Consider the following 22,685-nt stretch of genomic DNA (forward strand, 5'->3'; position numbering starts at 1 on the left):
CATGGCTTATCTCTACTACTGGAGCCCCGCGGGCGGCACGAACACCTTCACCGATGGTCATTACCTGCGCCTCGGTACATATGAAAGCCGATGGGAACCGGGCAGTGCCAACATCCAGGACCCAAGCGGCCATGCGCAAGGGCTCTATTTCTACACCGACGGCAAATACACGCTGAAAACCGCAAATACGGGCAATGCCTATGAGGAGATCGGCACCCATGTGGAGCGGACGGTCAAGTCCGGCGGCTATGCCTATACCAACACGACAGGCAATTACACGATTGAGGAAAAGGACGGCGAAGTGGTGATCGAGGCCGAGGGCAAGATCCGCCTGAAATCCTCTCACGGCGATACGGACAGCGACTCCATCCTGATCCAGGCCAAGAACCACGATCTCTATTTCCAGCAAGCCGGCTACGCCAAGTTCGTCGACACCTACAAGGAGACGACGGTCAACGGGTTCACGCACAAGACCAATATCGGGATCGTTTTCAAACTCTATGCAGGCGCCAATATCGGCACTTATTCCCACATCGGACTGAGCCTCAAGACCTTCACCGTCGGCGTCAAGGAAATCACCTGCAGCGCCACGGGCGTTTCGTTGTCCTTGAACGGCAACACCTACAAGGACGTGCTCGGCATCAAGTTCGGCTTCACCATCTTCGCGCTGCAGATCGTCTGGCTGCACGAGGAATACGAGTATTACAAGAACGAACTCAAGGTCTATGAGCGCATCACCAAGCTTGCGGCATCCGATGCGCAGGTGGTCGATTCCGAGGGCGCCGTCATCGGCACGAGAACAAGGGCAGCCGCACTCGACGGCGGCCTGGAAGTGCAATGCTGACGCGGCTTTCGTGCCCGCACGACAACGGACGGATTTCATGACTAAGACAAGCAGCAATTCCGGCGCAGCAGAAGAGAGCAATGTGCCGGTCGAAAGGCAACCGGGCCTGGCGGCACCGTCCCGTGTCCTGACCGTTCACACCTGCGACGAGGGCAAGCTGTTCCTGTTCAGCGCGGACGGTGCACGGACCGCTGCCCGGCGTGCCGTCAGCTGCCTGATCGAGCCGGTGAGCGGCGACAGCGTTCTGACTGCGGAGGTCGAAGGACGCCTTTATGTCCTTGCCGTTCTGGAACGGCAGAACATCGAAGCACCGCTTTCGATCGAAACGCCGGGTGAGCTGGTTGTCTCGGCGAAGCGGGTCTCCATCAAAGCCGGCGTCTTTGATCTTGTAACGGAAGCCGCCAATCTGGTCGGCAACGCTTTCAACAGCCTGTTCCGGACTTCCAAGCGGGTGTCGGGAACTGATGAGATGATCGCGGAATCCTCTTCGGTCAGCGCGCATCAACGGGTGTCCATCATCGAAGGCGCGGATGTGCACAAGGCGGGTGTGTTCAGCCAGAACATTGAAAGCGCAATGACCCAGAGTGCACATGCGGCCGTGGTCACGGCAAAAACCGATATCCGTCTGAATGCCGAGCGGATCAATGTCGGCTGACCGGATCGGCCAACAGCGCATCGCCGCCATTGATCTCAAGGCGTTGTTTCACGCTCACCGGTAGGTAACTGGTCATCATGTCGAATTTGAACGCGCTGCTTGATGCGGCCAATCAGCATCTGGAAAACGGTTCGATCGAGGACGCGGAAGAGCTTTGCCGGCAGGCCCTCAGCCGCGCGCCCAGCTCCATTCGCGCGCTCAAGACCTATGGCAGATGCCAGATCGCGACCGGCGATCTGGAGGCCGCGATCAAGAGTTTCGAATTTGTGCTGCAGATGGATCCGCAAGATGCCTCGGCCAGTTACAACCTCGCTCTGGCGCATAATGCGCAGGGCAATCTCGACCTTGCCTGCGTCAATTTCGAACGGGCGCTGAGCCTTGATCCGGAAAACCCGACCTTTCACGAGGCCATGGCAACGGTGCATGCCTTCAAGGGCGAGATCGAGGATTCCCTGCGCCATCTTCTGATCGCCCAGGAGCTGAAACCGGATGATCCGAACGTGATGTCCAATCTGGGGTCCGTGCTGGCGCAGATCGGCGCCTACTACGATGCCCGCAGATATTTCGAACAGGTGCTGGCGCTTCAGCCCGAAAACGGCCCCGTGGCCATTCAGCTGGCGCATATTCTCCAGGACCAGGGCGATACGGGAAGAGCCCTGGAGCTGACGGAAGCGCTTTACCTGAAACGGCCCCGGGAACCGATGGTGCTGTCGGCCTTTGCGCGTTCTCTTGCGCTGGTCGGGGAGCTGGACCGGGCGGCGGATCTCCTGGACCTGGCACTCAAGATTGCCCCCGACATGGTCAACGCGCTCGAGGAATACGCCCTGGTTTCGGCCTATCGCGGCGACCCGGATCGCGGGCTCGCCAAACTGGCGGCGCTCCTGAAAACGCAGAAGGACAATCCGCATCTCTGCCTTTTGCTGGCCACCGCGATGTCGCGGGCCGGCAAACACGCCGAAAGCGTGACGCTGGCACAGCCCGCGCTCAAGGACATCACAACCGGCGCCAATGGTCTGGCCCTGGTCCGGCAGGGCCTGTTTCATCAGGGCAAGTTTGCCGAGGCACGCGAGCTGGCTGCTCAGGTCCGGCTTGGCACTGCCGGTCTGAACGGTGGCCTGGCCGGTGCGCTTGAAAAGGTGATCATCCCGCTGGAAACCAAGCCGCTGGAGGCCATCCTGTTTGCGCGGTTCCTGTCCGGGGCTGGTGAGACCGGGGACGCAGCCGAGCGGATTGTCTATGCGCATGAGCCCCTTGTTCCGCTGCTGCAACGCATGGATCTCAGCTTCCGTCTGGAGCCCCTTGAGGGCAAGAACCTCTTTGAAATCGCGGAAACCGGCAACGCCTGTTTCATGGCCAGTTTTTCCGCAAGGCCGGAAGTTGCGGATTATGATCCGGCCGGTTTCAGGCCCTATTTGAAAACGGATCCGCGTGCCGATGACTTCTGGCGCGGGTCACTCGCGCAATTGAAGGGACCGCTGGTTGGTGTCACCTGGGGGAAACACGCTCCGGCGCCCCTGCTGCACCATGTGCAAGCCGGCCTGGCGGACTGGCCAGGTGCGGTGCTCAGCCTGATGTGGGACGACCAGCGGGCAGAGCTGGAGGGCAACAGGAAAATCATTGATGCCGGTGCGCATCTGAAATCGCTGGAGATGCTGGTCGATCTTGTCGGTAAACTCGATCTTGTGGTTGGGCCGGACGGTCTCGTGACCCATATAGCCGGCGCGCTTGGTATCCCGACCATCGTTTTGGCCACACCTGACAAGCAATGGTACTGGTATGCACCGGAAGGCCGCTCACACTGGTATCCTTCCGTGCAGGTGCTTGAGCGGCCCTGGGCGGAACCGATGGAGCACTTCACCGGGAGGCTTTCGGACAAGCTTGCGGAAATGACCGGTGTTCAGGCGGCCTGAGATTTCCTGGCCGGCCTGAGCGTGACGCAGCGTCCCGGGCGACCGCTGCCAGATAAATTACCTAAACCGCACGCCGCTGTCTTATCGGACCATCAACAAACATGTGGTACCGTTAGGAAATCACGGCACGTCAGACGGGTGCCCGGAAAGGCAAACAGCCAGTGTTGTCGCCGGTTGCCGTTGAACAAAGGTGGCAGTGATTCGCAGGCAGGAGACGAAGTGACTTTCGAACCGGAACGCAAACGATGAAGAAATTCGTTCCCTATGTGGTGATCACCGCTGTGTTTCTGATTGCGCTGGTTTTTCTCCAGTTCCGCGACCGGTCCTATCTGGACGATCTTGCGCGCGCCGCCAATCCGCCACCGGCACCTTCCCGGGTCATTCTGCCACCTCCTCAGCAAGCGCAGGGCCCGCTGCTCTATGTCAGCGGGAACCGTGTCGCGTTCAGGACGGGCCCAGATCTGCAGCAAAGCGTGATCGACCGGTTTGACCGCGGCAGAACCGTTCGGCAGACCGAGGTGGAAGGGGGCTGGGTGCATGCCCGAGATGTCGACACGGGCCGCATGGGCTGGATCTCCAGCCGATATCTGACGCAGACCAATCCGCTGCAAACCACTGTCTCGAATTGAAGGATCTAAATTGACAGCTGATGCACTTCCCTGGGCTGACAGACACAAATTGCTTGGGGAACGGTAAGTGGTGTGTTTAATGGCATGGGGAGGCCGGAAATGAGTTCACCCGACACGATGAAGCCCGCCCTGGCCAGTCTGGCGCGGACCTGCGAAGCGATTGCCAACGGCCGTTTCGATGATGTCGAAGATCTTTTCCAGGTGATCACGGATACATCCGTGGAAGAGGACATCCGGGCCCTGGCGGAGACCTTTTCCGGGATGGTGGTGCAGGTGGAAGCCAGGGAGTTTCACTCCAGTCAGCTGATTGCCGAACTGACCGAAACCAAGCGCCAGCTCGAGGCCGCCGAAGCCAAATTGCGCAAGGAAAACGCGGAGCTGAAAACGCGGCTGGACAAATTCGAAGTCACGTATGACGAGGAACAGGCCCGTCAGGAGATTGAAGAGGTCAGCGATACAGACTATTTCCGATCCCTGCAATCGCGTGCCAAGGATCTCAGATCCCGCTACAAGTCCTGACCCGCTGACCTGACGAGCCGAGATAATACGTGACAAAAATCATCTCCACCCACTCCTATCGCGGCGGCACCGGCAAATCCAATGTCACCGCGAATCTGGCTTCGGCGCTGGCGCTGCGCGGCCACCGGGTCGGCATTGTCGACACCGACATCCAGTCGCCCGGCATCCACACGCTGTTCAAGGTTGACCTCAACACTGTCAGCCAGACCCTGAACAATTATCTCTGGGGCCATTGCAAGGTTGGCGAGACGGCACTCGACGTGACCGCGAATGTGGTCGATGCCTCGGGGCAGTCGATGGTGCCGGAAAACGGCAAGGTCTTCCTGGTGCCGTCTTCCATCAAGACCGGTGAAATTGCCCGGATCCTGAAGGAAAAATACGATGTCGAGGACCTCAATCGCGGCTTTATCGACCTGTGCCAGGAGTTGGAGCTGGATTATCTCCTGATTGACACCCATCCGGGCGTCAACGAGGAGACGCTGCTGTCGATTGCCATTTCAGACACGCTGCTTTTGATCCTGAGACCGGATATCCAGGACTACCAGGGCACGGCGGTGACCTTGGAGCTGGCGCGCAAGCTGGAGGTGCCGCAATTGTTCCTGGTGGTCAACAAGGCGCTGGAAACCTTCGACTTCACCGAGCTGGCCCAGCGGATCTTCTCCAACTACCGGACGCCGGTGGCAGCTGTCTTGCCGCTGTCGACAGATCTGATCCAGATTGGCAGCACCGGCCTGATCCGCACGCTGCAGCCGGAGCACAGTTTCACCCTGGCGATTGAATCGATTGTCGATTCGATCGAGTGAGTCTGGCGCCGCCGCGAGTACCATGTCTCCTCAATCAGACTCCCCTTCGACGTCATCCTGAGGATGGCGCATTGAAAAGATGCGATTGTTCGGAGTTTGCTTCAAAAGGCGCTTGAGGCAACGCGCCCTAACCCGCGTCTTCGAACAGGCCCGACAGGAATGTGTCGACGCTCTCAAGACGGTTTGAACGCTCTAAATCGAGTGCTTTCCTGACCGTCTCCCAGCCTTGCTGCTCGAGTCCTTCGATAGGCTCGGGCTTGAGGCCGTCGCGTGCGGCCTGGTCGATCGGCTGCGATTGAAACGGATGCCGGCCGGTCAGAACCTGATAGGCAATGCAGCCCAGAGCGAAGATGTCGTCGCGCGGGTCGCGTTCGGCGCGCTGAAACTGTTCCGGGCTGGCATAGGCAGCCGTCAGACTGTCCTGGATCGGGTGATCGGAGCTGGCGCTGGCGGCAGCCGCAAGACCAAAATCCAGAAGCTTGATCGTGCCGTCCGACAGAAGGTAGATGTTGCCCGGTTTCAGATCCGAATGCACCACGCCCCGGCTGTGCGCATAGCTGAGCCCGGCGCAGGTGCCTTTCAGGATGCGGGCGCATTCCCCGGGCGAAAGTGGCTGGCCCATTGTCTGGCCGAGGCGCCGGTCGAGGCCGACCCCCTTCAAGAGCTCCATGACGATGAAGACATCGGCCTTGTCCCGGTCGAAATCATAGACAGTGGTGATGTTGGGATGGGCGAGGGTCTGCGACTTGCGCGCTTCCGCCTCCAGAAGCCGAAGGGCTTCGGAGTCGTTCTGGAAACTCTCATTCAGCAGCTTCACGGCCACATAGGGCTGATCGTGCCCGGCTTCCAGGCGACGGCGGTCGACGGCGGAATAGACATAACCCATGCCGCCACGCCCGATTTCCGCATCGAGAATGAAGCGGTCCCGAAGGATGGAGCCGACACCTGCGCGCTTGGTATGCGGCGAGGACAGCTTGTTGAGATCAAGCCCGTCCCGCTGTCCTCCACCGGAGACCTTGCGGGCATCGGACCGGAACCGTGCACTTTTGAAATCGGTCAGGAACTTGTCCAGCTTGCCACTCTCGGCATCGTGGCCGGGGGCGTCCGAATTGTCCGTCCGCCGGCTGCGATAGTCGGTATAGCCGGAGACAAGCGAGGTCAGGATTGCATCGTCAACCTTGCCCTGGGTGTCGTCGACGGGTCCGGCCACCGGCTGCTCGAGAAAAGGCAGTGGCGGCAGGTTGGGAGATTGGGCGGAGATGGCATCCGGCGGCGTTTCAACAGCAACCGCTGCGTCTGGTGCCTGGCCGTCGGAACCTGCCCAGGCAGGCTGGAGGGCATGCGGCAGCGTCGGTTCTTCGAACTCTTCGGTATCTTCCCCGGCTTCGGTATTCAGGTGACCGGGCTCTGTCGGATCGGGATCCATCTCGCCCGCGTCGTCAGCTTGCGGGAGGTCCCTGGCGTCAGGCAGTTGAGCCAGCAGGATCTGGCCGAGATCCGGAGGCAGCCGGCCGGCCTCGACGAAGTCATGGATGGTCTGGCGTGCAGCCAGCGCTGAATTGCCGGACGTCTGGGCCTCTGCGCGCAGATCCTTGGACAACTTGTCATAGGACAGCCGTCCCGACACGAAGTCGGTGATCAGTGCATGCGCGGCAGCGGACATTTCGGTCGGCAAGTCTGCGGGGCCCTTGTTCCTCAGCCGGCGGCCTTGTCAGCCCTCGATCGGATCAGGGGCGGTCCATGCCGTCGGGCCGTGTGATATTGTACCGGTTGAGTTTATCTATAATGGTCCGGCGACTAACATTCAGTATGCGCGCTGCATTTGTTTTGTTCCAGTTGGCTTCGCGCATTTTTGCTTCGATCACCATCGCCTCATATAGACCAACAATGGTCTTCAGGTCGCCTTCCGGGATCAGCGAGGGCATCCGGTTGCTCGGGTCGTGCTGCGCGCCGGTAATTTCGGGCGGCAGGTGGTCGAGTTCGATCGGATAGCCGTCTTCCGCCATCAGACGCGCCCGATCCAGGATGTTCTTGAGTTCCCGGACATTGCCCGGATAGCCCCAGCACATCAGCGCGTCGAGCGCGTCGGATGCCAGCACCGGCACCTGTTGCCCCGACTTTTCGGCGGCCGCACGCAGGAAAAAGTCGATCAGAAGCGGAATGTCGGACGGACGTTCGCGCAGAGGGGGCAGGTTGATCGGAAAAACGTTCAGCCGGTAGAACAGATCCTGGCGGAACTCGCCGGCAGAGATCTTTTCCTCCAGGTTGATGTTGGTTGCTCCGACAATGCGTACGTCGACCTTCTCGGTCTTGGTCGAGCCGACGCGCCGGACTTCGCCTTCCTGCAGCAGGCGCAGAACCTTGGCCTGCAAGGCCAACGGCATGTCGCCGATCTCGTCCAGGAACAGTGTGCCGCCATTGGCCTCATGCGCGAGGCCGAGCTTGGTGGTGTTGGCACCGGTGAAGGCACCTTTCACATGGCCGAAAAGTTCGCTTTCCAGAAGCGCTTCCGGCAAGGCCGCGCAGTTCTGAACCACAAAGGGTTTGTTGGCGCGATCACTCGACATGTGAATGAACGCCGCCATCATTTCCTTGCCGGTTCCGGTCTCGCCGCGCACGAGAATCGGAACATTCGACCAGGCTGCCTTGCCAACCAGCTTGATGGCGTGTTCGATCGGCGGGCTTTCGCCGATCAGGCCCTTCGGTCGCTGCGGAACGGCTTCCTTTTTCGGTTGGCTCTTGCGGATCTGTTTTGGCAGCTCCGCAAGATGCCGGTCGAACTGGCGCTTCAGGCGGACATTGTCCTCATAGAGACGGGCGTTCCACATATACTGCGCGACCAGTCCGGCGAGGGTTTGCAGTTCGACCACCGTCTCTTCGGAAAGCGCGGCGATGGCTTTTTGCGACGCGCCCGGATTGATGATCTGCAGGATGCCGATGGTGCGATTGGACTGGATCGTCAGCGGCAGGATAACCAGCGCCCGTGTGGTCAGCCCGCCATACTTGTCTTCTTCCCGAACCCGCTCGAAATCGTAGCCGATCACCTTGTCGATATCGCCGAAATTGAGCGTGGTACCGGTCGAGACCACAAACGCCGCAGGCTCTTTCAGGTTGGGCAACATGTCGGCGCCGTAAAGCACGACCTGCTTGCCGGCCGGCATCGCCTTGATGTACCCCCGGTGGCGGGAACAGGCGCGGTGAAGCGTCTGGCCGAAAGTGTCCAGCATGAAGATGGAGGCTTCTTCGGCGCCGGTCAGATTGAGGGCAGCCTCAATGACCTGGTCCATCACCGCCTCAACCTTGGCACCCGCCGTCATGGCTTTTGCCAGTTCTATCAAATCGCCCAAAATCATAGCGTCCGCACCCGTCTTTGTTGGACGTCACCTGGAGGCCGGCCGGCTGGTTTGCCGGACGAACCGCGATTGTGCCCTGCGCTGATCAGGAGAGAGCGTAACTGAATGTACCGCCTTCTCCCATCCCAATATCGACCCGTGTGAAGTCGGTGTCTTCCGCACCCATCTGGGTGAGCAGTTCGGTGGACAGTTCCGGCAAAACCGTCCGGTTGATAATGTGATCGATGTTGCGCGCGCCGGTTTCCACCTCCGTGCAGCGTGCTGCGATCGAAGCGACCACTTCGTCGGAGTAACCGAGTTCCAGTTTCTGGTTCTCCACCAGCCGTTTGCCGATCTTTTTCAGTTTCAGGCGCACGATCTTCTCAAGCGGGTCACCGATCAACGGATAGAATGGCACGATCTGCATGCGTGCCAAAAGGGCCGGCTTGAAATGCGCGCTCAGGATCGGCCGGCAGCCGGCAATCATTTCGTCGGTGCCGGGTTTCTCCGGCAGGCTGCCCATCTCCGTGATGACATCCGTCGCCAGGTTGCTGGTCAGAACAACGATGGTGTTCTTGAAATCGATCTGGCGGCCTTCACCATCCGACAGGACGCCCTTGTCGAAGACCTGGTAGAACAGGTTCATCACTTCCAGATCGGCTTTCTCGACCTCATCCAGAAGCACCACTGAATAGGGCCGCTGGCGCACGGCTTCCGTCAGGACGCCGCCCTCGCCATAACCGACATAACCCGGAGGCGATCCCACCAGCTTGGAGACCGTGTGCTTCTCCTGGAATTCCGACATGTTGATCGAGATCAGGAACCGTTCACCGCCGAAGAGCTGGTCCGCGATTGCGGTTGCCAGCTCGGTTTTGCCGACGCCGCTCGGGCCGACAAACAGGAAAACACCCATCGGCGCATCCGGGTTCTGGACACCAGCCTTGGCGGTCCGGAGCGCCTGGTCGACTGCATCAATGGCATGATCCTGGCCGATTACCCGGCCTTTCAGGTTGTTGCCCAGGGCAAGAATGCTTTCCGCGTCGTCCTGCACCATCCGGCCGAGCGGCACGCCGGTCCAGTCGGAAATCACCTGGCCGATGGCCTCTTCGGTAACCTCGAAGGAAATCAGCGGATCGCCCGCCTGCACGGCTTTGAGATCGGCCGCGATCTTGGCGTAGTCCTCCGGTGAGATCTCTGCGATATCGGCATCGGCTGCGCTACCCTCGGAGGCATCTTCTGCTGCTGCGGCATCGCCCTCATTCGCGTCAGGGGTAGCCTCGTCCGTTTCCGGCGCCCGGTCGTCCGCCAGACTGAGTCCGAGGTCGTGCCGGATCTTCAGAAGCTGGTCCACCAGCTCCTTTTCACGGTTCCAGCGGTCGGTCAGCTCTGCAATGGCCGCTTCCTCGGAGGCGACTTCCGCCTCGATTTCCGAAACTTCCAGTTCGCTGGAAGCAAAGTCGGCCTTGTGGTCCCGCTTGAGCGACTCAAGCGCCCGCTGCAGCTCGCCGAGGCGTTTTTCTTTCAGCTCGATGACAAACGGCTTGGAGGAAAGGGAAAGTTTCACACGGGCACAGGCCGTGTCGAGCACATCGACCGCCTTGTCCGGCAGCTGGCGGCCGGAAATGTACCGGGCCGACAGCTTGGCGGCCGCGACCACGGCGTTGTCGCGAATGTAAACACCGTGGTTCTTCTCATAGGCGCCGCGCAGGCCGCGCATGATGGTGATCGCCTGGTCAGGGCTCGGCTCGTCCAGCTTGATGAGCTGGAAGCGTCGCTCCAGGGCCGGATCCTTTTCGATGTATTTCTTGTATTCGCTCCATGTGGTGGCCGCGATTGTGCGCAGCTCGCCGCGGGCAAGCGCCGGCTTCAGGAGGTTGGCGGCATCCGCACCGCCGGCAGATCCACCTGCACCGATGAGCATATGAGCTTCGTCGATGAACAGGATGATTGGCTTGGCCGATCCCTTGACCTCGTCGATGATGCCCTTGAGGCGGTTTTCGAACTCGCCTTTGACGCCGGCGCCGGCCTGCAGCATGCCGAGATCGAGACCGATCAACTCGACATTTTTCAGAAGGTCCGGCACATCGTTTTCGGCGATCTTGCGCGCGAGGCCTTCCACGACCGCGGTTTTGCCGACACCCGGCTCGCCGACACAGATCGGGTTGTTCTTCCGGCGGCGGCCCAATACGTCGATCATCTGCTGGATTTCACGGTCCCGGCAGAACACCTGATCGATTTTGCCGTCGCGGGCGAGTTGGGTGAAGTTGGTACAGAACCGGGCGAGCGCACTGTCCGGATCCATGCCGGGTGCCACCGAACGGCCTTCAGCCGGCGTTTCGCCTGCGGCAGTGGGCCGGGACGCGACGCCCGCGGTGGTTTCTTCCGACTGGCTGACGATGTCCTTGAAGTTCTTCTTGAGCTCTGTGAAGGACATGGCGTCGAGCTGGCTGAGCCAGCGCTCGTCGCCGAAACGGTTGGGCTTGGCAAAGACCGTTGCCAGGAGGCTGCCGGAGCGGACCTGATCGAGATCCAGTTCAACGGAACTGACCAGCCAGGCATCGGAAATCCACTCGATCAGGAGCGGCGAGAAGGCCGGCCGCCCCTGGTTGCCGCGTTTCAGGCTCTCTAGGGTTGAATCGATTGCTTTTTTGAGCGAGGCAGGATCGATCTCGAAATGGCGGCAGGCGCTCTGCAGGTCATGCTGGCTGTCTTCGGCGAAAACATGCAGCAGGTGCTCGATTGTGACCTCGAAATGTCCCCGGGTGACTGCCAGACCGGCTGCGCCTTCAAGAGACCGCCGGGAATACGTGTTCAACCGTCCGATCAGACGACGGAGATCGAGATCAATCAAGAGGCCACCCCACTGCTTGACTTATGTTTGTCCGGCATGATCTGGCGTGGCCAGATGCATGACGGGAATGCTTTGTCTTCAGGTCTCTCGTTTGCCTGAAAATCCTTGATAAAAATGAAACGAACCGCCCCGGTTGCCCGGAACGGTTCTGATTTCAACAGGTTATCGTGATCAGGTGACCGGCTTGCGGTAGTCGTCGGATGCATTGGTGCCGGCGACTTCATGGGTCCAGACAGCCTTGCGGAAAGTGAAGGACCACTTGTCGGTGTCGCCGCGGGAAGCGTTGGCTTCGTCATTGACGTCCGGCAGGATTGTCTTGCCTTCGACCAGTACGGCATCGGTGAACTCGATGGTGAAGTAATGTTCCTGGACGCCGGTGGTCGACGTGCGCCAGAACTGGACTTCGATTTCCAGAGCTTCACCGGTGGCCAGAGCCTGCCACAGGAGCGGGGTGGCCTTGTCGACCGGCTTCATGAAGGTGGTCGGCATGTGGCGGCGGGTGGCAATGATGGAACCGGACTGCGGGTCGCGCGGCACGACGGCGTTTTGCTCGAAGTGATAGACGAGAGACTCACCTTCGTGGCCTTCCTGCCACAGGTTGCCGATGCTGTCGGCGGTGGTTGCGTCGGACGTGATATCGCCCTGGGTTGCGCCCTTGATGGTGATGTAAGCGATGTTGGACATGAGAACCTCACTATAAAATAATCTGGTTTCCGACCCACCGGCGCGGACCGCGACGGGTTGTCCCTCTAGTGGCAAACAGCGTGCCAATTAACGTTTTCCATTGAAATATCAAGGAAATCAGAATTTTGCTTGGTTAAGGCCGACGTCCATGAAATGTGACACTGTGCAAAAAACTTCACACTTCAGCGGCGAGTGCGCAAAAGACTGCCGAGCGATTTTGTGATCTGCATCACAAATACACCCCTCTGGCAGGCAAGCGCGGGCAAAACTGGTCCGAATCGAAGGAAAATTCCTCGAAATCCGGGTCGTTAACGCGCTGCTGTGAAGAATCTGGAGAATTGACCCGGTCGGTCGGGCCACCCAATTTCACGATACTTGAACGACCTGCAGCTAAATTTGCCGAAGCGTCACATTTTTCCGGCAACTTCGCTAAACTGCCTTGAGCAGTCCGGTCAGGCCAGCCCAGGAGGAATTCTCAATGAGTGCTGATACATCGCAAGGCCACATGACGATCAAGTTGCCCGGAGACCCGGGTGAGGAGATTTATGTTGAGAGCATGACCGGCCAGGAGGCTCTCGGTCAGACCTACCGGTTTGACATTTCGCTTCTTTCCAAAAAGACGATCGACCTCGAAAACCTGCTCGGCAAATCCGCCAAGCTCACTCTGGAGCGCGCCGGTGAGAAACTGGAGATCGCAGGTGTCATCGGCGGCGCGCGGACTGGTGATCCGACGCCGAACCGTGAATTCAGCTACTCGGTGATCCTGGAGCCGGAACTGGCGATGCTGAGGCACAGCGCACAGAACCAGGTCTACGGCACCGACAAGGACGTGACGGTGGTCGACATCATCCAGGGCGAATTGTCCGATGCCAACAAGTCGAGCTCCAATACGTCGTCAGACCGGGTGGCACGTCAGATCGATTCCAACCTGCTGGTCTCCGCCTCGGACTATCCCAAGCTGGACTTTGTCTATCAATACTGCGAGTCAGATCTGAATTTCATCTGCCGCATGTGCGAGCGTTTCGGCATCTACTTCGCCTTCGACCATTCCAGTGACCGGGAAAAAGTCATCTTCGGCGATCGGAAAGAGCATTTCACGAAGCTGAGTGGCAGCCAGATCACCGACGAGTTGCCGTATCGCAGCAAGAACCAGGTGCTTGGCTCCGACAGTTTCGGCGTCTGGTCCTTCAACGCGCAGTATGAGACCCAGAGTGGTACGGTTGCTTTGCGCGAGTACAACGAGATCACGCCCAAGGTGGATTTGTCCGTTTCCGAAAACGCTTCTTTCACTGGCCAGGGTGTCACCACGCTCTATGGCGAAAACTATCCGACGGTCTCCGACGGGCAATTCATTGCCAAGCGCCGGGTCGACCAGGTGGAGGGCCAGCGGCTGCAATTCGTCGGCGAGAGCAACGTTCCCAATCTCCGGCCAGGTCTGTTCTTCCGTCTGAAGGATCACCCGATCTCCGATCTCGATGGGCTTTACACAATCATCGCCGTGGAACATGCCTGCACCGTGTCGACACCGATCGGATTCAGTTCCTCCAACAAGGAACCGGTGCCCTACACCAACAGGTTTGTCTGTGTGCCCTTCGACAAGGGATATCGTCCTCCGGTGATGACACCGAAACCGGTCATTTCCGGCTACATGGTCGCCTTTATCGACGGCGAATCGGACGGCAGCCGCGCCGAACTCGACGACTACGGTCGGTACAAGGTCAGGATCGTCGATGAAGAAAGTGGTCTGCTCAACGGGAAAGCCAGTCACGAGGTCCGCAAGATGGAACCTTATGGCGGCGGTGACGGATACGGTTCCCATTCCACCTTGCTGAAGGGCACTGAAGTGCTGCTTGGCTTCCTGCAGGGCGATCCGGATCGTCCGGTGGTCCTGGGCGCGGTGTCCAACGGGGAACAGATGAACCCGGTGACGTCGACCAACCAGAATGTCGCCCATCGCACGAAAACCGCATCGGGGATCGTGTTCCAGATCAGCGACGGATCGGTGTAAACGAAAAGACAGCATCAAGGGCTGGCGGGTCTGGCAGATCCGCCAGCCCAACGGGGCAAGAAACCGCCGGCTGAGCCGCGGTTCGTGGAATGAAGAGGGCAGGAATGGCAACCTGGAAACCGGCACAGCGGGAACCCGATGCGCTGCGCAGCTGCGTCTATGACTATCTCAGGACGCGGTCGCCGCAGGTCTATGCGGAGGGCAATAACACGGCGACGCGTCTCGGGCGTTCCCAGGAGACCATGTGCAATGGCGAGCCATTGACAATCGACCTGACGGTGACGCCGGTCGGACTGGCCACCATCAATTCGCGCAGCGCGCTTGTGTTCGGTGTTTCCGGACACGCGGCTGACCGAAAGACCGGATACGAAGTGGACGGCAAGGTGGTGATCGACAGGGCCACGCTGGCGTTCCTGTCGATCGAAGCGGACCTAACCGTACTCAACAGGGGGTAAGCGGTATGAGCGGGCAGGACGACAACAAGGGTGGAATTGCAAGTTTCTCCATTGGCCTTGGCAACAGCGGCCCCCAGGCGGTACCAATTTCGCCCGCTCCTCCCTTCCGTGTGCTGATTGCCGGAGATTTCGGTCTGAAGGCGACCCGCTCTGTGCTCAACATTACCGGTCTGGACATTGCGGAAATCCTGGAACCCAACGCACCGGCTTTCTCCGTCACCGTGGACAATCTGCTCGGCTCCCATCCGGCGCAGCTGGAAGAAGAAATCCGGTTTGCCAGCCTGAAGGACTTGCGCCCCGCGAAAATCCTGAGCGGCTTCCGCTTTACCCGGGACCTGGAAGCGGCGGCGGGCGATCCGGACCGGCTTGCCGCAAGCGGACAGCTTTACGACAAGGCCGCGGAGGCCCTGCGTACTGGCGGCAGCACAACCGCTGACATGGAGCCCTCATCGCCTCTGCCGAGCTATGACGACGGCCCGGCTGAGCAAAAGCCGACCGGGCCTGGAACCGATGGTCTGGACTCCCTGTTTTCCATGATCGACATGTCCGGCGGCAAGGATGAGCCGAAAGACAGCAGCAGTCTTGCCAAGGCCGCCGTCGACGCCTTCATCCAGGACACGTTGCGTGAAGAAGGCGCTGTTCAGCGGGCCTCCTCCACCGCCGCCGAGACCACGCCGGCCGTGGGTCTTCAGCTTGGCCAGTCAGCCCTGTTTTTTGCCGACGCAAAACTGAGCACCGTCCTGCAGAACTGGCACAGTCTGAAACTGCTTCTGAGCGAGCTTGAAACCGATCTGCCGCTGGAACTGCACCTGTTGCAGGTCGATCATGACCTGGATGCGGACGGGCTGAACAGCCTCCTGGACGGCCCGTCCGGTGCCCTTCAGGCCGAGCTGTATGACATTGTGCTCTTTGCCGATCTGACCGGTATCGCTGGCAGGGAGGCCGCGAAGGTCAAGGTTCTGACCAATGCCTGCGCCGACAGCGACACGGTCGGCCTGCTCAACCTGACGCCGGATTTTGCCGGAATGCCAGGCGAAGAGCTCGGCGGCCTGGATGCCGCGCACCAGTTCCTGGACACGCCCGGCTATGAAGGCTTTGAAGGCCTGCGGGAGAGCGAACAGGCGTCTCATCTGGCACTGTTCTGGAATGAGGCCCGGCTCAGCGCGCCGGGCGATGGCTATCCTGCTCTTCATGCTGCCGGTGCCTGGGTTGCCCTGGCCATGGTCCTGACGCAGCTCCAGAGCGAGGCCTTCCCGAAGCTTCCGGTCGGCACGCCGGTTGATTTTGACGCTCTAGAGGTCGCCGAAGGCCAGTCAAAAGGGCGCGTGGTGGCGACGGCAGCCCGGTTCATCACCGGGCATGGTCTTGCCCCGTCGCTCGCCCAATGCGGCATCAATGTCCTGGAAGGTGTTGCCAACCGCACCGACCTGGTGTTCCGCCGGGGCGTAACCGTGAAGCCCGGCAAGGAGGGCCGCGGCTCCCTTGATCAGGCACTGCTCGTGTCCCGCCTGTTCTCCCTGTTCCAGGAAGCGCTGGGCGGCGCTGTTACGGGCGGTCAGAGCGCGGAAGACAGGGAGGCCGCCGTGACACGAAAGCTGAACGAGCTGAGCGCGGCGCTGTCCGGCCAGGTTGCCTTCGAAATCCGGCGCGTAACGGCGGAGGATCAGGACCTGATTGGCGTGACGGCCGTGATCCGCTCCGGCTGGGCAACCGGACAGCAGCATTCGTTCTATTTACCGGCCTCCGACGGCTGATCGCCTGAAGTCCGGGTTTCCGGTTTTTGCTCAGGCGGCGCGGCGTCGTTCACAAGGTCTTCGCCCGCCTCGTTCTGTGAAACCTCTGCTTGAGCCGGTTCGGGTGTCTCCTGCGGTGGCTCTGTATTTGAAACCTGCGGGCGGGCCTCTTCCGGCGCGTTCAGATAGTCGCTGATCAGGTGCCGGGCGAAGGACAGCGGGTCAGGCGTGCAGAACGTCTCGGCAAAGCGCCGGACCGATGCCGTACGCCCGACGTCATCCAGAGTGAGACCGGCCTTGAGCGCTTGCCAGCGCAGGAAGGACAGCCCGTCCGGACGGCCCGGCTTATGGTCATCCCTTTGCGCTTCAAGGGCATTCATCTTGCCGAATGGACGTGAACCGCAGGAGGCGAGGTAGGCGATCATGGCCAGCGAAAAGACATCGTCGCCTTCGCAGGGTTCTGCACCCGTGAGACGTTGCGGCGAAGCGTAAGCCGGGGTCACCGCGCCAAACCGCGCAAGAATGACAACCGTGTCCTCCTCCCGGGTCTTGATCGGTCGTGCAATCGGGAAGGCGATGTTGAAGTCGATCAGCTTGGCAATGCCGTTGTTCTGGATAAACACGTTGCCGGGCTTCAGGTCGGCATGAATGATACCGCTTGCATGGGCATGACAGAGCGCCGCGGCAAGGTCCGTGATCAGGCGGTAGAGCTGGGCTGCAGGCAGGCGGCGGTCCGGAGCCTTGCGCAGCAGCTGTGCCAGGGTCTGCCCTTCCAGAAGCTCCATCACCATGAAATGGACGTCACCCTGACGGTCCATGTCATAGACACGAACGATATTGGGATGGACCAGGTCGCGCAGGCGTCTTGCTTCGCGGTGCATCAAGGCAATCACGTCCGCGTCGACATTCGGCGCGGCGCGAATGGTCTTGATGGCGACGTTCGGGTCGGCGAGGCCCGCCTTGGCGGCCACGAGGTCACGCGCCTTGTAAACGGTCGACAGGCCGCCCTTGCCGATTTCCTTCAAGAGCAGAAATCGGTCCTTGAGCACCGTCCCCGCCTTGAGTTCAACAGAGCCGTTTGCCTCTCGCCCGCCGTCAGACGGTTGCTCGCTCTGGATATCAGCCGCCTTGTCCATGTGCCTCAGCCCAGACCGTGATTACGGTGATGTCGTCGGAAGAGCCACCGGCAACGGCCCGGGCGATCAACCGGTCCGCCAGGCCGAAAGTGCCTTCGGCCGCCATGTTGGCGAGCGCGGTTTCATCCATGCCTTTCATGAGACCGTCAGTGCACAGGATGAAGACATCGCCCGGGATCAGTTCCAGTGTTCTGCGCCCGAAACCGACGGTCTCGTCGATGCCGACCGCTGCTGTCAGCCGGCCGGCTTCGTCCGCGTGATCTTCGGAAATCAGGAACAGATGATGCTGGCGCAGCAGATAAAGCCGGGAGTCACCGGCCCAGACGCAGCTGGCGTAAGGACCGCTGATGACAAGGCTGAGGCTGGTCGTGCCGGAGATGTCGTTTTCCGGAGCGGCCAGATATCCGGCAAACAGCTCGCGGTTCACGCCGGCAACGGCGGCTTCCAGCTCGACAAGCTGGCTGTCATGGCTGACCGCGGGCTGGTTGACGAGTTGAGCAACCGCCTGAACCGTTGCCTTGCTGGCCTGGTCTCCGTCCCTGTGTCCGCCCATGCCGTCCGCGACCGTGAACAGGCCACAGGCAGGATCGGCAAAAAAGCTGTCCTGGTTCACCGGGTGGTTCGGCCCCTGCCGGGTGACAGCCTCGCAGCGCAACAGCGGTATGGCGGTGGCAGCGGTGAACGTGTCCAAGCATGTCTCCCTGGAAGGGCGTTGGGGTCATGTGCGCACAAGCGGGCGCGCTCAGGGCCTCAATATCAGGTTCGGGTCGATCTGGCTGCCCTGCCAGCCGAAACGGCCCCATTCTCCGGAAAAGAATCCACCAGTTTCCAGCCCCTTTGGCAAGCCTCTCCAGAGGCACAATTCGGGCGGACGCGTCGAACCGCCATCCTGCCACCAATAGGACAAGGGTATCTCCGGTGCCGGGGTTTGCGCCGCAGGGCAGCTGAGCGGGTCATCGGGAATGATCGCTTCACCGTCGGTGCGGGCAAAACTGATCCTGAGGGCCTTGTCCCCTGGGCCAAGTTCCATTGCCGGCCGGGCGCTTGCACCCTTTGCCAGGCGCGTCAGCGTGTGGCTCTGCGCAGTGACGGCGCTTATGAAGTCTTCGCGGGACAGATGGCCTTCGATGAAGGCCATGGTCTGGATTTCGATCGTGTCCAGCGTGATTTCGACCGCAGCCCGAAAAACAAGGTGATCGACGGCACCTTCCAGCGGGATCAGGACCGCGAGCGGAAAGCAGCGGCCGACGGCATCGGCCGAGGCAGACAGAAGTCCGCACCATCCGGTCGGCCCAAGCAGGCCGGGGGAGATGGCAAATCGCCAGGCAGGAGCCTCGAAATAAAGCTGCTGCCAGGACTGCGGCAAGACGGTCCGCACATTGTGCAACCAGTCGGACATCAGTCCGGCCCAGGCATCCGTCATGCCGGCTGCGAGACCGTCATAGACGAAGTCGCGCTCGTGCGGTCTTTTTCCGAAATATCCGCAAGGCTCCATTATGTTTCCTAGAGCGATGGCGGACAGCGGAAGGCCGTGTAAAGACCCAGGTTGAACGGATTGGTGATGCTGCCGGCGTTCAGGGCGTAGCGGGCTTTCACCTTGTCTTTGGAAATGCCGAAGTCGAACTGGTCCCGTCCGCGCACTGCCGATAATCCGGATTTGGTCAGAAGCCGGAAAATGGCCCAGGTCCCGCTTGTTTTTTCGGTGCTGGTCGAGTTGTCCAGCAGCGTGATCGAAAGTTCCGCGCTGCTGCCATCGGCCTGGCTGGGCCAGGTGAAGTCTTTTCCGCGCACCGGACCGTGCCGGTAGACGGTGGTGTCGGCGTCGATCTTCAGCGTCGATTTGAGCGCGCCCGGGTCAAGCAGGCTCGGCCGGATGGTGAACTTGGCCGTCGGGCTCGACGCGCCCTTGGGGAAGAAGGCATCACGGATCGTCTGCGCCGTTGCCAGTTGGGCAAGACCTTCCTGCGACAGGCCGAGATTGGTGCCCTGATTGTCGATTTCAACCAGCTGCCGGCCGCGCTTGTTGACGAAGGCCGAAATATAATCCGTGAAGAAGGCGTCGACGACCCCGGCTGGGCCGAGCAGGTCGGTAAAGTCCTGCAGGGAGATGTCGTCTTCGGACTCCTGGAAGAACGGATAGCGCTGCGCCATGATGCTGGTGCAGGCCGGCACCACTTCGTTCTGCCAGGTCCGGTTGATATAGACATAGGCGGACTTGTTCAGCAGGTCGCGTGTATTCGTGACTGTCGACAGAACCAGCGAGCGCACCGGTTCCGGCTTGGTGGCCGCTTCCGCCTGCAGGGCCGAGAAACTGTCGCTCTGCGGATCCTGCGCACGTTTCTTCACGTAGTCGAAGGCGGCCTTGTTGGGATCGGGCGCGGAATTGATCCCGGCAACATTGCCGTAAAGATCGCCGAACAGCTGCAGCACCCGGTCGATCGAATTCTGGCTGTTGGGATCGACAAGACTGTTGAGCGGCTTGAAGGCGTCCCCGATGGCGACACCCGGCCACGGGCTGTCGCCGAAGGCGGCCTGGACGGCAGCCTTCGCAGAGGCTTGCTGGGCGGAAGCGACCAGTCCGCCGACCGGTCCGGCGGCTTGAGCGCCAGAGGCACCGGCAGCATTGGCGGCCGCTCCGGCTGCGGCATTGGCCGCGCCCGCGGCAGCCTGGCTCTGTTCGTCGCCGGGCAGTGGCAGCTGTGTGTTCTCGCTGACGATGTTGAGAATGTTGGTCAGCGGCGAATCCGGTGCCGACAGCTGTTCCAGCACGGTTTGCGCCCGGCCAAGCGAGCCGATTTCAACCACCTTGATATGCGCAGTGCCTTCCTTCCAGATCTTGATGTAGTCATCGGTGTATTGCTTGACGACCTTGTTGGCGATCTGGTTGTAGGTGGTCCGGTTGACCGAACTGCCCATCACCCAGTCGCTGCCCATGGAATCGCGAACATATTCCGGCAGACGGGCCAGGAAGAAATTGTAGAAGCCGTTCTTGGTGTAGAGCCCCGGAATGATCGACCGGCCGCCCGACGTGGCCGTGTCGACATAAAGCGTCGTCGAGCCGAGCGTTCGCACCAGGTTGATCGGCGGCAACCGGTAGCGCTGCGCCGCGTCGCGGACCATGCGCGTGTAGATGTCTGTCGATTGCGGTGCCTTTTGAACACTGTTCCTGGCCCCTTGTACAATCGACTGTTCCGTTGGCGACAGCGTGCCCTTGATGGGCAACAGCTTCATCAGGTTGTTCATGTGGCCCTGCATCTGCCGGCTTTCGCTCGGATCCGTGATGAAGGCCATGTTGGACATTTCCGTCAGGGTGCTGCGCACCTTGCTGGCGTCGTAATTGTCTCCTGTGGCCAGCATTAACATCGGTCCCAGCTGCTCTCTGACGAGGCTGCTGTCACTGCCGGATGCAGATTGAACCAGTTGAAGTTGTGCCGTCAGCTGGGCTCTGATCGACGGCAGAAGATATTCGGTCAGGAGATTGTCGTAGGTCCGGTTCGCCGGCGGGTAGAGAACGGATTGTGCATCGAGCCCGAACAGGAATGGCGAAGACAGCCAGTTGCTTTCCTGGGTGATGTCGTCGCGCATCTTCTCCGCGGCATCGAGTGTCGGCAGCAGGCTGACCAGCGAACGGTTGCGGTCGGCTTCGGTCTTGAGCAAGCGGACCTGGTCCGCATTGGTGGTCGTCTGCTCCGCCATGTCGACTGCATGGTCGTAGCCGGCCACCCAATAAAGCATCATCACACAGACAAAGGCGATCAGCGCGGCAAGGGCCCCGCCATAGACGGCCGCCAGACGGCGTTCGAGGCGGCGGTTCTTGCCGACGAGATTCTGTTCAGGAAAAACGATATCCGTCAGCAGCTTCTTGATGAAATAGGCCTTCGACTGGCCACTGAGTGCCGGTTGCTGGCTGGCGGCAAGCGAAAAGCTGCGTCCCATCGCGCCGAGCAGTCGGTCGAAAGGTGTGCCTTCCTGCGTGCCGGAGGTGAAATAGACCCCGCGCAACAGCGGCTGGGCTTCATAGCGCGTCGGGCGGAACACGTCGGTCAGGAAGTCGCGCAGCACATTGCCGAGGCTGCCGAATTCATGCGGAAAGCCGAAAATGCGGCAGCGGCGGCCATTGTTGCGTTCTTCGGCGAGCTTCTCCGGCAGGTGGCGCTCAAGCCGGGCAACCAGATCGACAAACCCTGTCTCGAAAGTCGGACCGACGGTGACCTGCTGGGAATCATACGGGAAGGTCACGCCCCAGACCTGCTGCCTTTCGGCTTCGCGCAGCATGTCGAAATACTCGTCGAAGCCGGCAATCAGGTCACATTTGGTGAACATCAGATAGACCGGCAGGCGCAGGCCGAAGGCGCGGTGTAATTCGCGCAGCCTCTGGCGCAAGATCTCTGCCTGCTGCTTGCGCTCCGCCTCACTGGCAAGCGCGACTTCCTCAATACTGACCGCCAGAAGAACGCCGTTGATCGGCCGCCGCTGACGGTGTTTCAGGAGGAGCTCGAGGAAACCGCTCCAGGCGGCGGAATCGATGCCCTGATTGACATCCTGTGTGGTGTAGCGGCCGGCCGTGTCGATCATCACGGCTTCGTTGGAAATCCACCAGTCGCAATTGCGCGTGCCGCCCACGCCCTGAATGGCTTCATGTCCGCCTTCGGCCAGCGGAAAGTCGAGGCCGGAATTGCGCAGGATGGTGGTTTTGCCGGTGCCCGGCGGCCCGATGATGATGTACCAGGGCAGTTCGAACAGGTAGTTCTTGGATCCGGCACCCTCGACCGGGTTGTCGCGCAGTGTTTTCAGCGCGTCCTCGAACCGCTCCCGGATCAGCTCGACTTCATCCGCGGACATGTCGCCGCCCATGGAGACCAGCTCGTCATTGGCCAGCATGGAGTTGATCAGCTTGGCATTGGCGCGCCGGGTCAGCAGATGCCGCAGGAAGGTGAAAACAAAAAACAACACGATCGGCGTGGCCGCGACGAGCACACGCACTGTCAGGCCTTCAAACGGAGTGACGCCGTTGATCGTGAGCATAGGGCCCAGGAAAATGACCAGGGCGCCGATGGCGATGAAGAGCAGCAGGATGATGATCGGTGCCGGTCTTAACAGAGACGCGAAATAGGTTCGAAACATCC

Annotated in this window: 17 protein-coding genes; 9 read left to right on the plus strand and 8 right to left on the minus strand. The window is 60.5% G+C overall.

Annotated elements, in window-relative coordinates; translation table 11 throughout:
• Position 1 precedes the first annotated feature (1 nt).
• The 6 genes from ACO6TG_RS16440 (at position 2) to ACO6TG_RS16465 (ending at position 5,360) form a co-directional block, all read left to right on the plus strand.
• Positions 2 to 844: a hypothetical protein gene (locus ACO6TG_RS16440; RefSeq protein ID WP_422374184.1), complete on the plus strand. Its 843-nt coding sequence runs from the start codon at positions 2 to 4 to the stop codon at positions 842 to 844.
• Positions 845 to 881: 37 nt separating this feature from the next.
• Positions 882 to 1,499: a DUF3540 domain-containing protein gene (locus ACO6TG_RS16445; protein WP_422374185.1), complete on the plus strand. Its 618-nt coding sequence runs from the start codon at positions 882 to 884 to the stop codon at positions 1,497 to 1,499.
• Between the two features lie 77 nt (positions 1,500 to 1,576).
• Positions 1,577 to 3,409, plus strand: coding sequence for a tetratricopeptide repeat protein (locus ACO6TG_RS16450; RefSeq protein ID WP_422374186.1), 1,833 nt, complete (start codon positions 1,577 to 1,579; stop codon positions 3,407 to 3,409).
• A 245-nt stretch (positions 3,410 to 3,654) separates the two neighbouring features.
• Complete coding sequence (locus tag ACO6TG_RS16455; RefSeq protein ID WP_094073337.1) at positions 3,655 to 4,038, plus strand: SH3 domain-containing protein; 384 nt, start codon at positions 3,655 to 3,657, stop codon at positions 4,036 to 4,038.
• A gap of 99 nt (positions 4,039 to 4,137) precedes the next feature.
• On the plus strand, positions 4,138 to 4,557 hold the full coding sequence (locus ACO6TG_RS16460; protein WP_094073338.1) for a hypothetical protein: 420 nt from the start codon (positions 4,138 to 4,140) through the stop codon (positions 4,555 to 4,557).
• Positions 4,558 to 4,586: 29 nt separating this feature from the next.
• Positions 4,587 to 5,360, plus strand: a complete 774-nt coding sequence (locus ACO6TG_RS16465) for a MinD/ParA family ATP-binding protein (RefSeq protein WP_422374187.1) — start codon at positions 4,587 to 4,589, stop codon at positions 5,358 to 5,360.
• A 127-nt stretch (positions 5,361 to 5,487) separates the two neighbouring features.
• On the opposite strand, the gene ACO6TG_RS16470 is transcribed toward ACO6TG_RS16465, so the two are convergent.
• The 4 genes from ACO6TG_RS16470 to ACO6TG_RS16485 all read right to left on the minus strand — a co-directional run bounded on the left by ACO6TG_RS16470 (position 5,488) and on the right by ACO6TG_RS16485 (position 12,227).
• Complete coding sequence (locus ACO6TG_RS16470) at positions 5,488 to 7,035, minus strand: serine/threonine-protein kinase (protein WP_422374188.1); 1,548 nt, start codon at positions 7,033 to 7,035, stop codon at positions 5,488 to 5,490.
• Positions 7,036 to 7,087: 52 nt separating this feature from the next.
• The gene (locus tag ACO6TG_RS16475; protein WP_422374189.1) at positions 7,088 to 8,707 is read right to left on the minus strand and encodes a sigma-54-dependent Fis family transcriptional regulator; all 1,620 of its coding nucleotides are present in this window, start codon (positions 8,705 to 8,707) and stop codon (positions 7,088 to 7,090) included.
• A gap of 91 nt (positions 8,708 to 8,798) precedes the next feature.
• A complete protein-coding gene (gene tssH, locus ACO6TG_RS16480) occupies positions 8,799 to 11,543 on the minus strand; it encodes a type VI secretion system ATPase TssH (protein ID WP_422374190.1) in 2,745 nt (914 codons plus the stop codon).
• Between the two features lie 171 nt (positions 11,544 to 11,714).
• Complete coding sequence (locus tag ACO6TG_RS16485; RefSeq protein WP_094074914.1) at positions 11,715 to 12,227, minus strand: Hcp family type VI secretion system effector; 513 nt, start codon at positions 12,225 to 12,227, stop codon at positions 11,715 to 11,717.
• Positions 12,228 to 12,705: 478 nt separating this feature from the next.
• On the opposite strand from ACO6TG_RS16485, the gene ACO6TG_RS16490 reads away from it, so the two are divergent.
• The 3 genes from ACO6TG_RS16490 (at position 12,706) to ACO6TG_RS16500 (ending at position 16,444) form a co-directional block, all read left to right on the plus strand.
• Complete coding sequence (locus ACO6TG_RS16490; RefSeq protein ID WP_422374191.1) at positions 12,706 to 14,235, plus strand: type VI secretion system Vgr family protein; 1,530 nt, start codon at positions 12,706 to 12,708, stop codon at positions 14,233 to 14,235.
• Between the two features lie 104 nt (positions 14,236 to 14,339).
• Positions 14,340 to 14,690: a hypothetical protein gene (locus ACO6TG_RS16495; RefSeq protein ID WP_422374192.1), complete on the plus strand. Its 351-nt coding sequence runs from the start codon at positions 14,340 to 14,342 to the stop codon at positions 14,688 to 14,690.
• A 5-nt stretch (positions 14,691 to 14,695) separates the two neighbouring features.
• Positions 14,696 to 16,444, plus strand: a complete 1,749-nt coding sequence (locus ACO6TG_RS16500; protein WP_422374193.1) for a type VI secretion system contractile sheath small subunit — start codon at positions 14,696 to 14,698, stop codon at positions 16,442 to 16,444.
• On the opposite strand, the gene ACO6TG_RS16505 is transcribed toward ACO6TG_RS16500, so the two are convergent.
• Genes ACO6TG_RS16505 through tssM form a run of 4 tightly spaced genes read right to left on the minus strand, consistent with a single transcriptional unit; the run spans position 16,420 to position 22,683 of the window.
• Positions 16,420 to 17,559 carry a serine/threonine-protein kinase gene (locus ACO6TG_RS16505; protein ID WP_422374194.1) on the minus strand — a complete coding sequence of 380 codons (1,140 nt, stop codon included), beginning with the start codon at positions 17,557 to 17,559 and terminating at the stop codon, positions 16,420 to 16,422. The genes ACO6TG_RS16500 and ACO6TG_RS16505 overlap by 25 nt on opposite strands.
• A complete protein-coding gene (locus tag ACO6TG_RS16510; protein ID WP_422374195.1) occupies positions 17,543 to 18,250 on the minus strand; it encodes a PP2C family protein-serine/threonine phosphatase in 708 nt (235 codons plus the stop codon). Before ACO6TG_RS16510 ends, ACO6TG_RS16505 begins: the two co-directional genes overlap by 17 nt.
• Positions 18,251 to 18,301: 51 nt before the next feature.
• Positions 18,302 to 19,054 (minus strand): type VI secretion system-associated protein TagF, encoded by a 753-nt coding sequence (tagF, locus tag ACO6TG_RS16515; RefSeq protein ID WP_422374196.1) that lies wholly within the window; start codon positions 19,052 to 19,054, stop codon positions 18,302 to 18,304.
• Positions 19,055 to 19,062: 8 nt separating this feature from the next.
• A complete protein-coding gene (gene tssM, locus ACO6TG_RS16520; RefSeq protein ID WP_422374197.1) occupies positions 19,063 to 22,683 on the minus strand; it encodes a type VI secretion system membrane subunit TssM in 3,621 nt (1,206 codons plus the stop codon).
• Between the last annotated feature and the right edge of the window lie 2 nt (positions 22,684 to 22,685).

Origin of the sequence: Roseibium sp. (assembly GCF_965233565.1) — a bacterium.
Lineage (GTDB): Bacteria > Pseudomonadota > Alphaproteobacteria > Rhizobiales > Stappiaceae > Roseibium.

Excerpts from the sequence above, each read along its gene's own strand:
- ACO6TG_RS16440 (WP_422374184.1), top strand. The coding sequence starts at position 2 with ATGGCTTATCTCTACTACTGGAGCCCCGCGGGCGGCACGAACACCTTC.
- ACO6TG_RS16445 (WP_422374185.1), top strand. The coding sequence starts at position 882 with ATGACTAAGACAAGCAGCAATTCCGGCGCAGCAGAAGAGAGCAATGTG.
- ACO6TG_RS16450 (WP_422374186.1), top strand. The coding sequence starts at position 1,577 with ATGTCGAATTTGAACGCGCTGCTTGATGCGGCCAATCAGCATCTGGAA.
- ACO6TG_RS16455 (WP_094073337.1), top strand. The coding sequence starts at position 3,655 with ATGAAGAAATTCGTTCCCTATGTGGTGATCACCGCTGTGTTTCTGATT.
- ACO6TG_RS16460 (WP_094073338.1), top strand. The coding sequence starts at position 4,138 with ATGAGTTCACCCGACACGATGAAGCCCGCCCTGGCCAGTCTGGCGCGG.
- ACO6TG_RS16485 (WP_094074914.1), bottom strand. The coding sequence starts at position 12,227 with ATGTCCAACATCGCTTACATCACCATCAAGGGCGCAACCCAGGGCGAT.
- ACO6TG_RS16490 (WP_422374191.1), top strand. The coding sequence starts at position 12,706 with ATGAGTGCTGATACATCGCAAGGCCACATGACGATCAAGTTGCCCGGA.
- ACO6TG_RS16495 (WP_422374192.1), top strand. The coding sequence starts at position 14,340 with ATGGCAACCTGGAAACCGGCACAGCGGGAACCCGATGCGCTGCGCAGC.
- ACO6TG_RS16500 (WP_422374193.1), top strand. The coding sequence starts at position 14,696 with ATGAGCGGGCAGGACGACAACAAGGGTGGAATTGCAAGTTTCTCCATT.
- ACO6TG_RS16505 (WP_422374194.1), bottom strand. The coding sequence starts at position 17,559 with ATGGACAAGGCGGCTGATATCCAGAGCGAGCAACCGTCTGACGGCGGG.
- tagF (WP_422374196.1), bottom strand. The coding sequence starts at position 19,054 with ATGGAGCCTTGCGGATATTTCGGAAAAAGACCGCACGAGCGCGACTTC.
- tssM (WP_422374197.1), bottom strand. The coding sequence starts at position 22,683 with ATGTTTCGAACCTATTTCGCGTCTCTGTTAAGACCGGCACCGATCATC.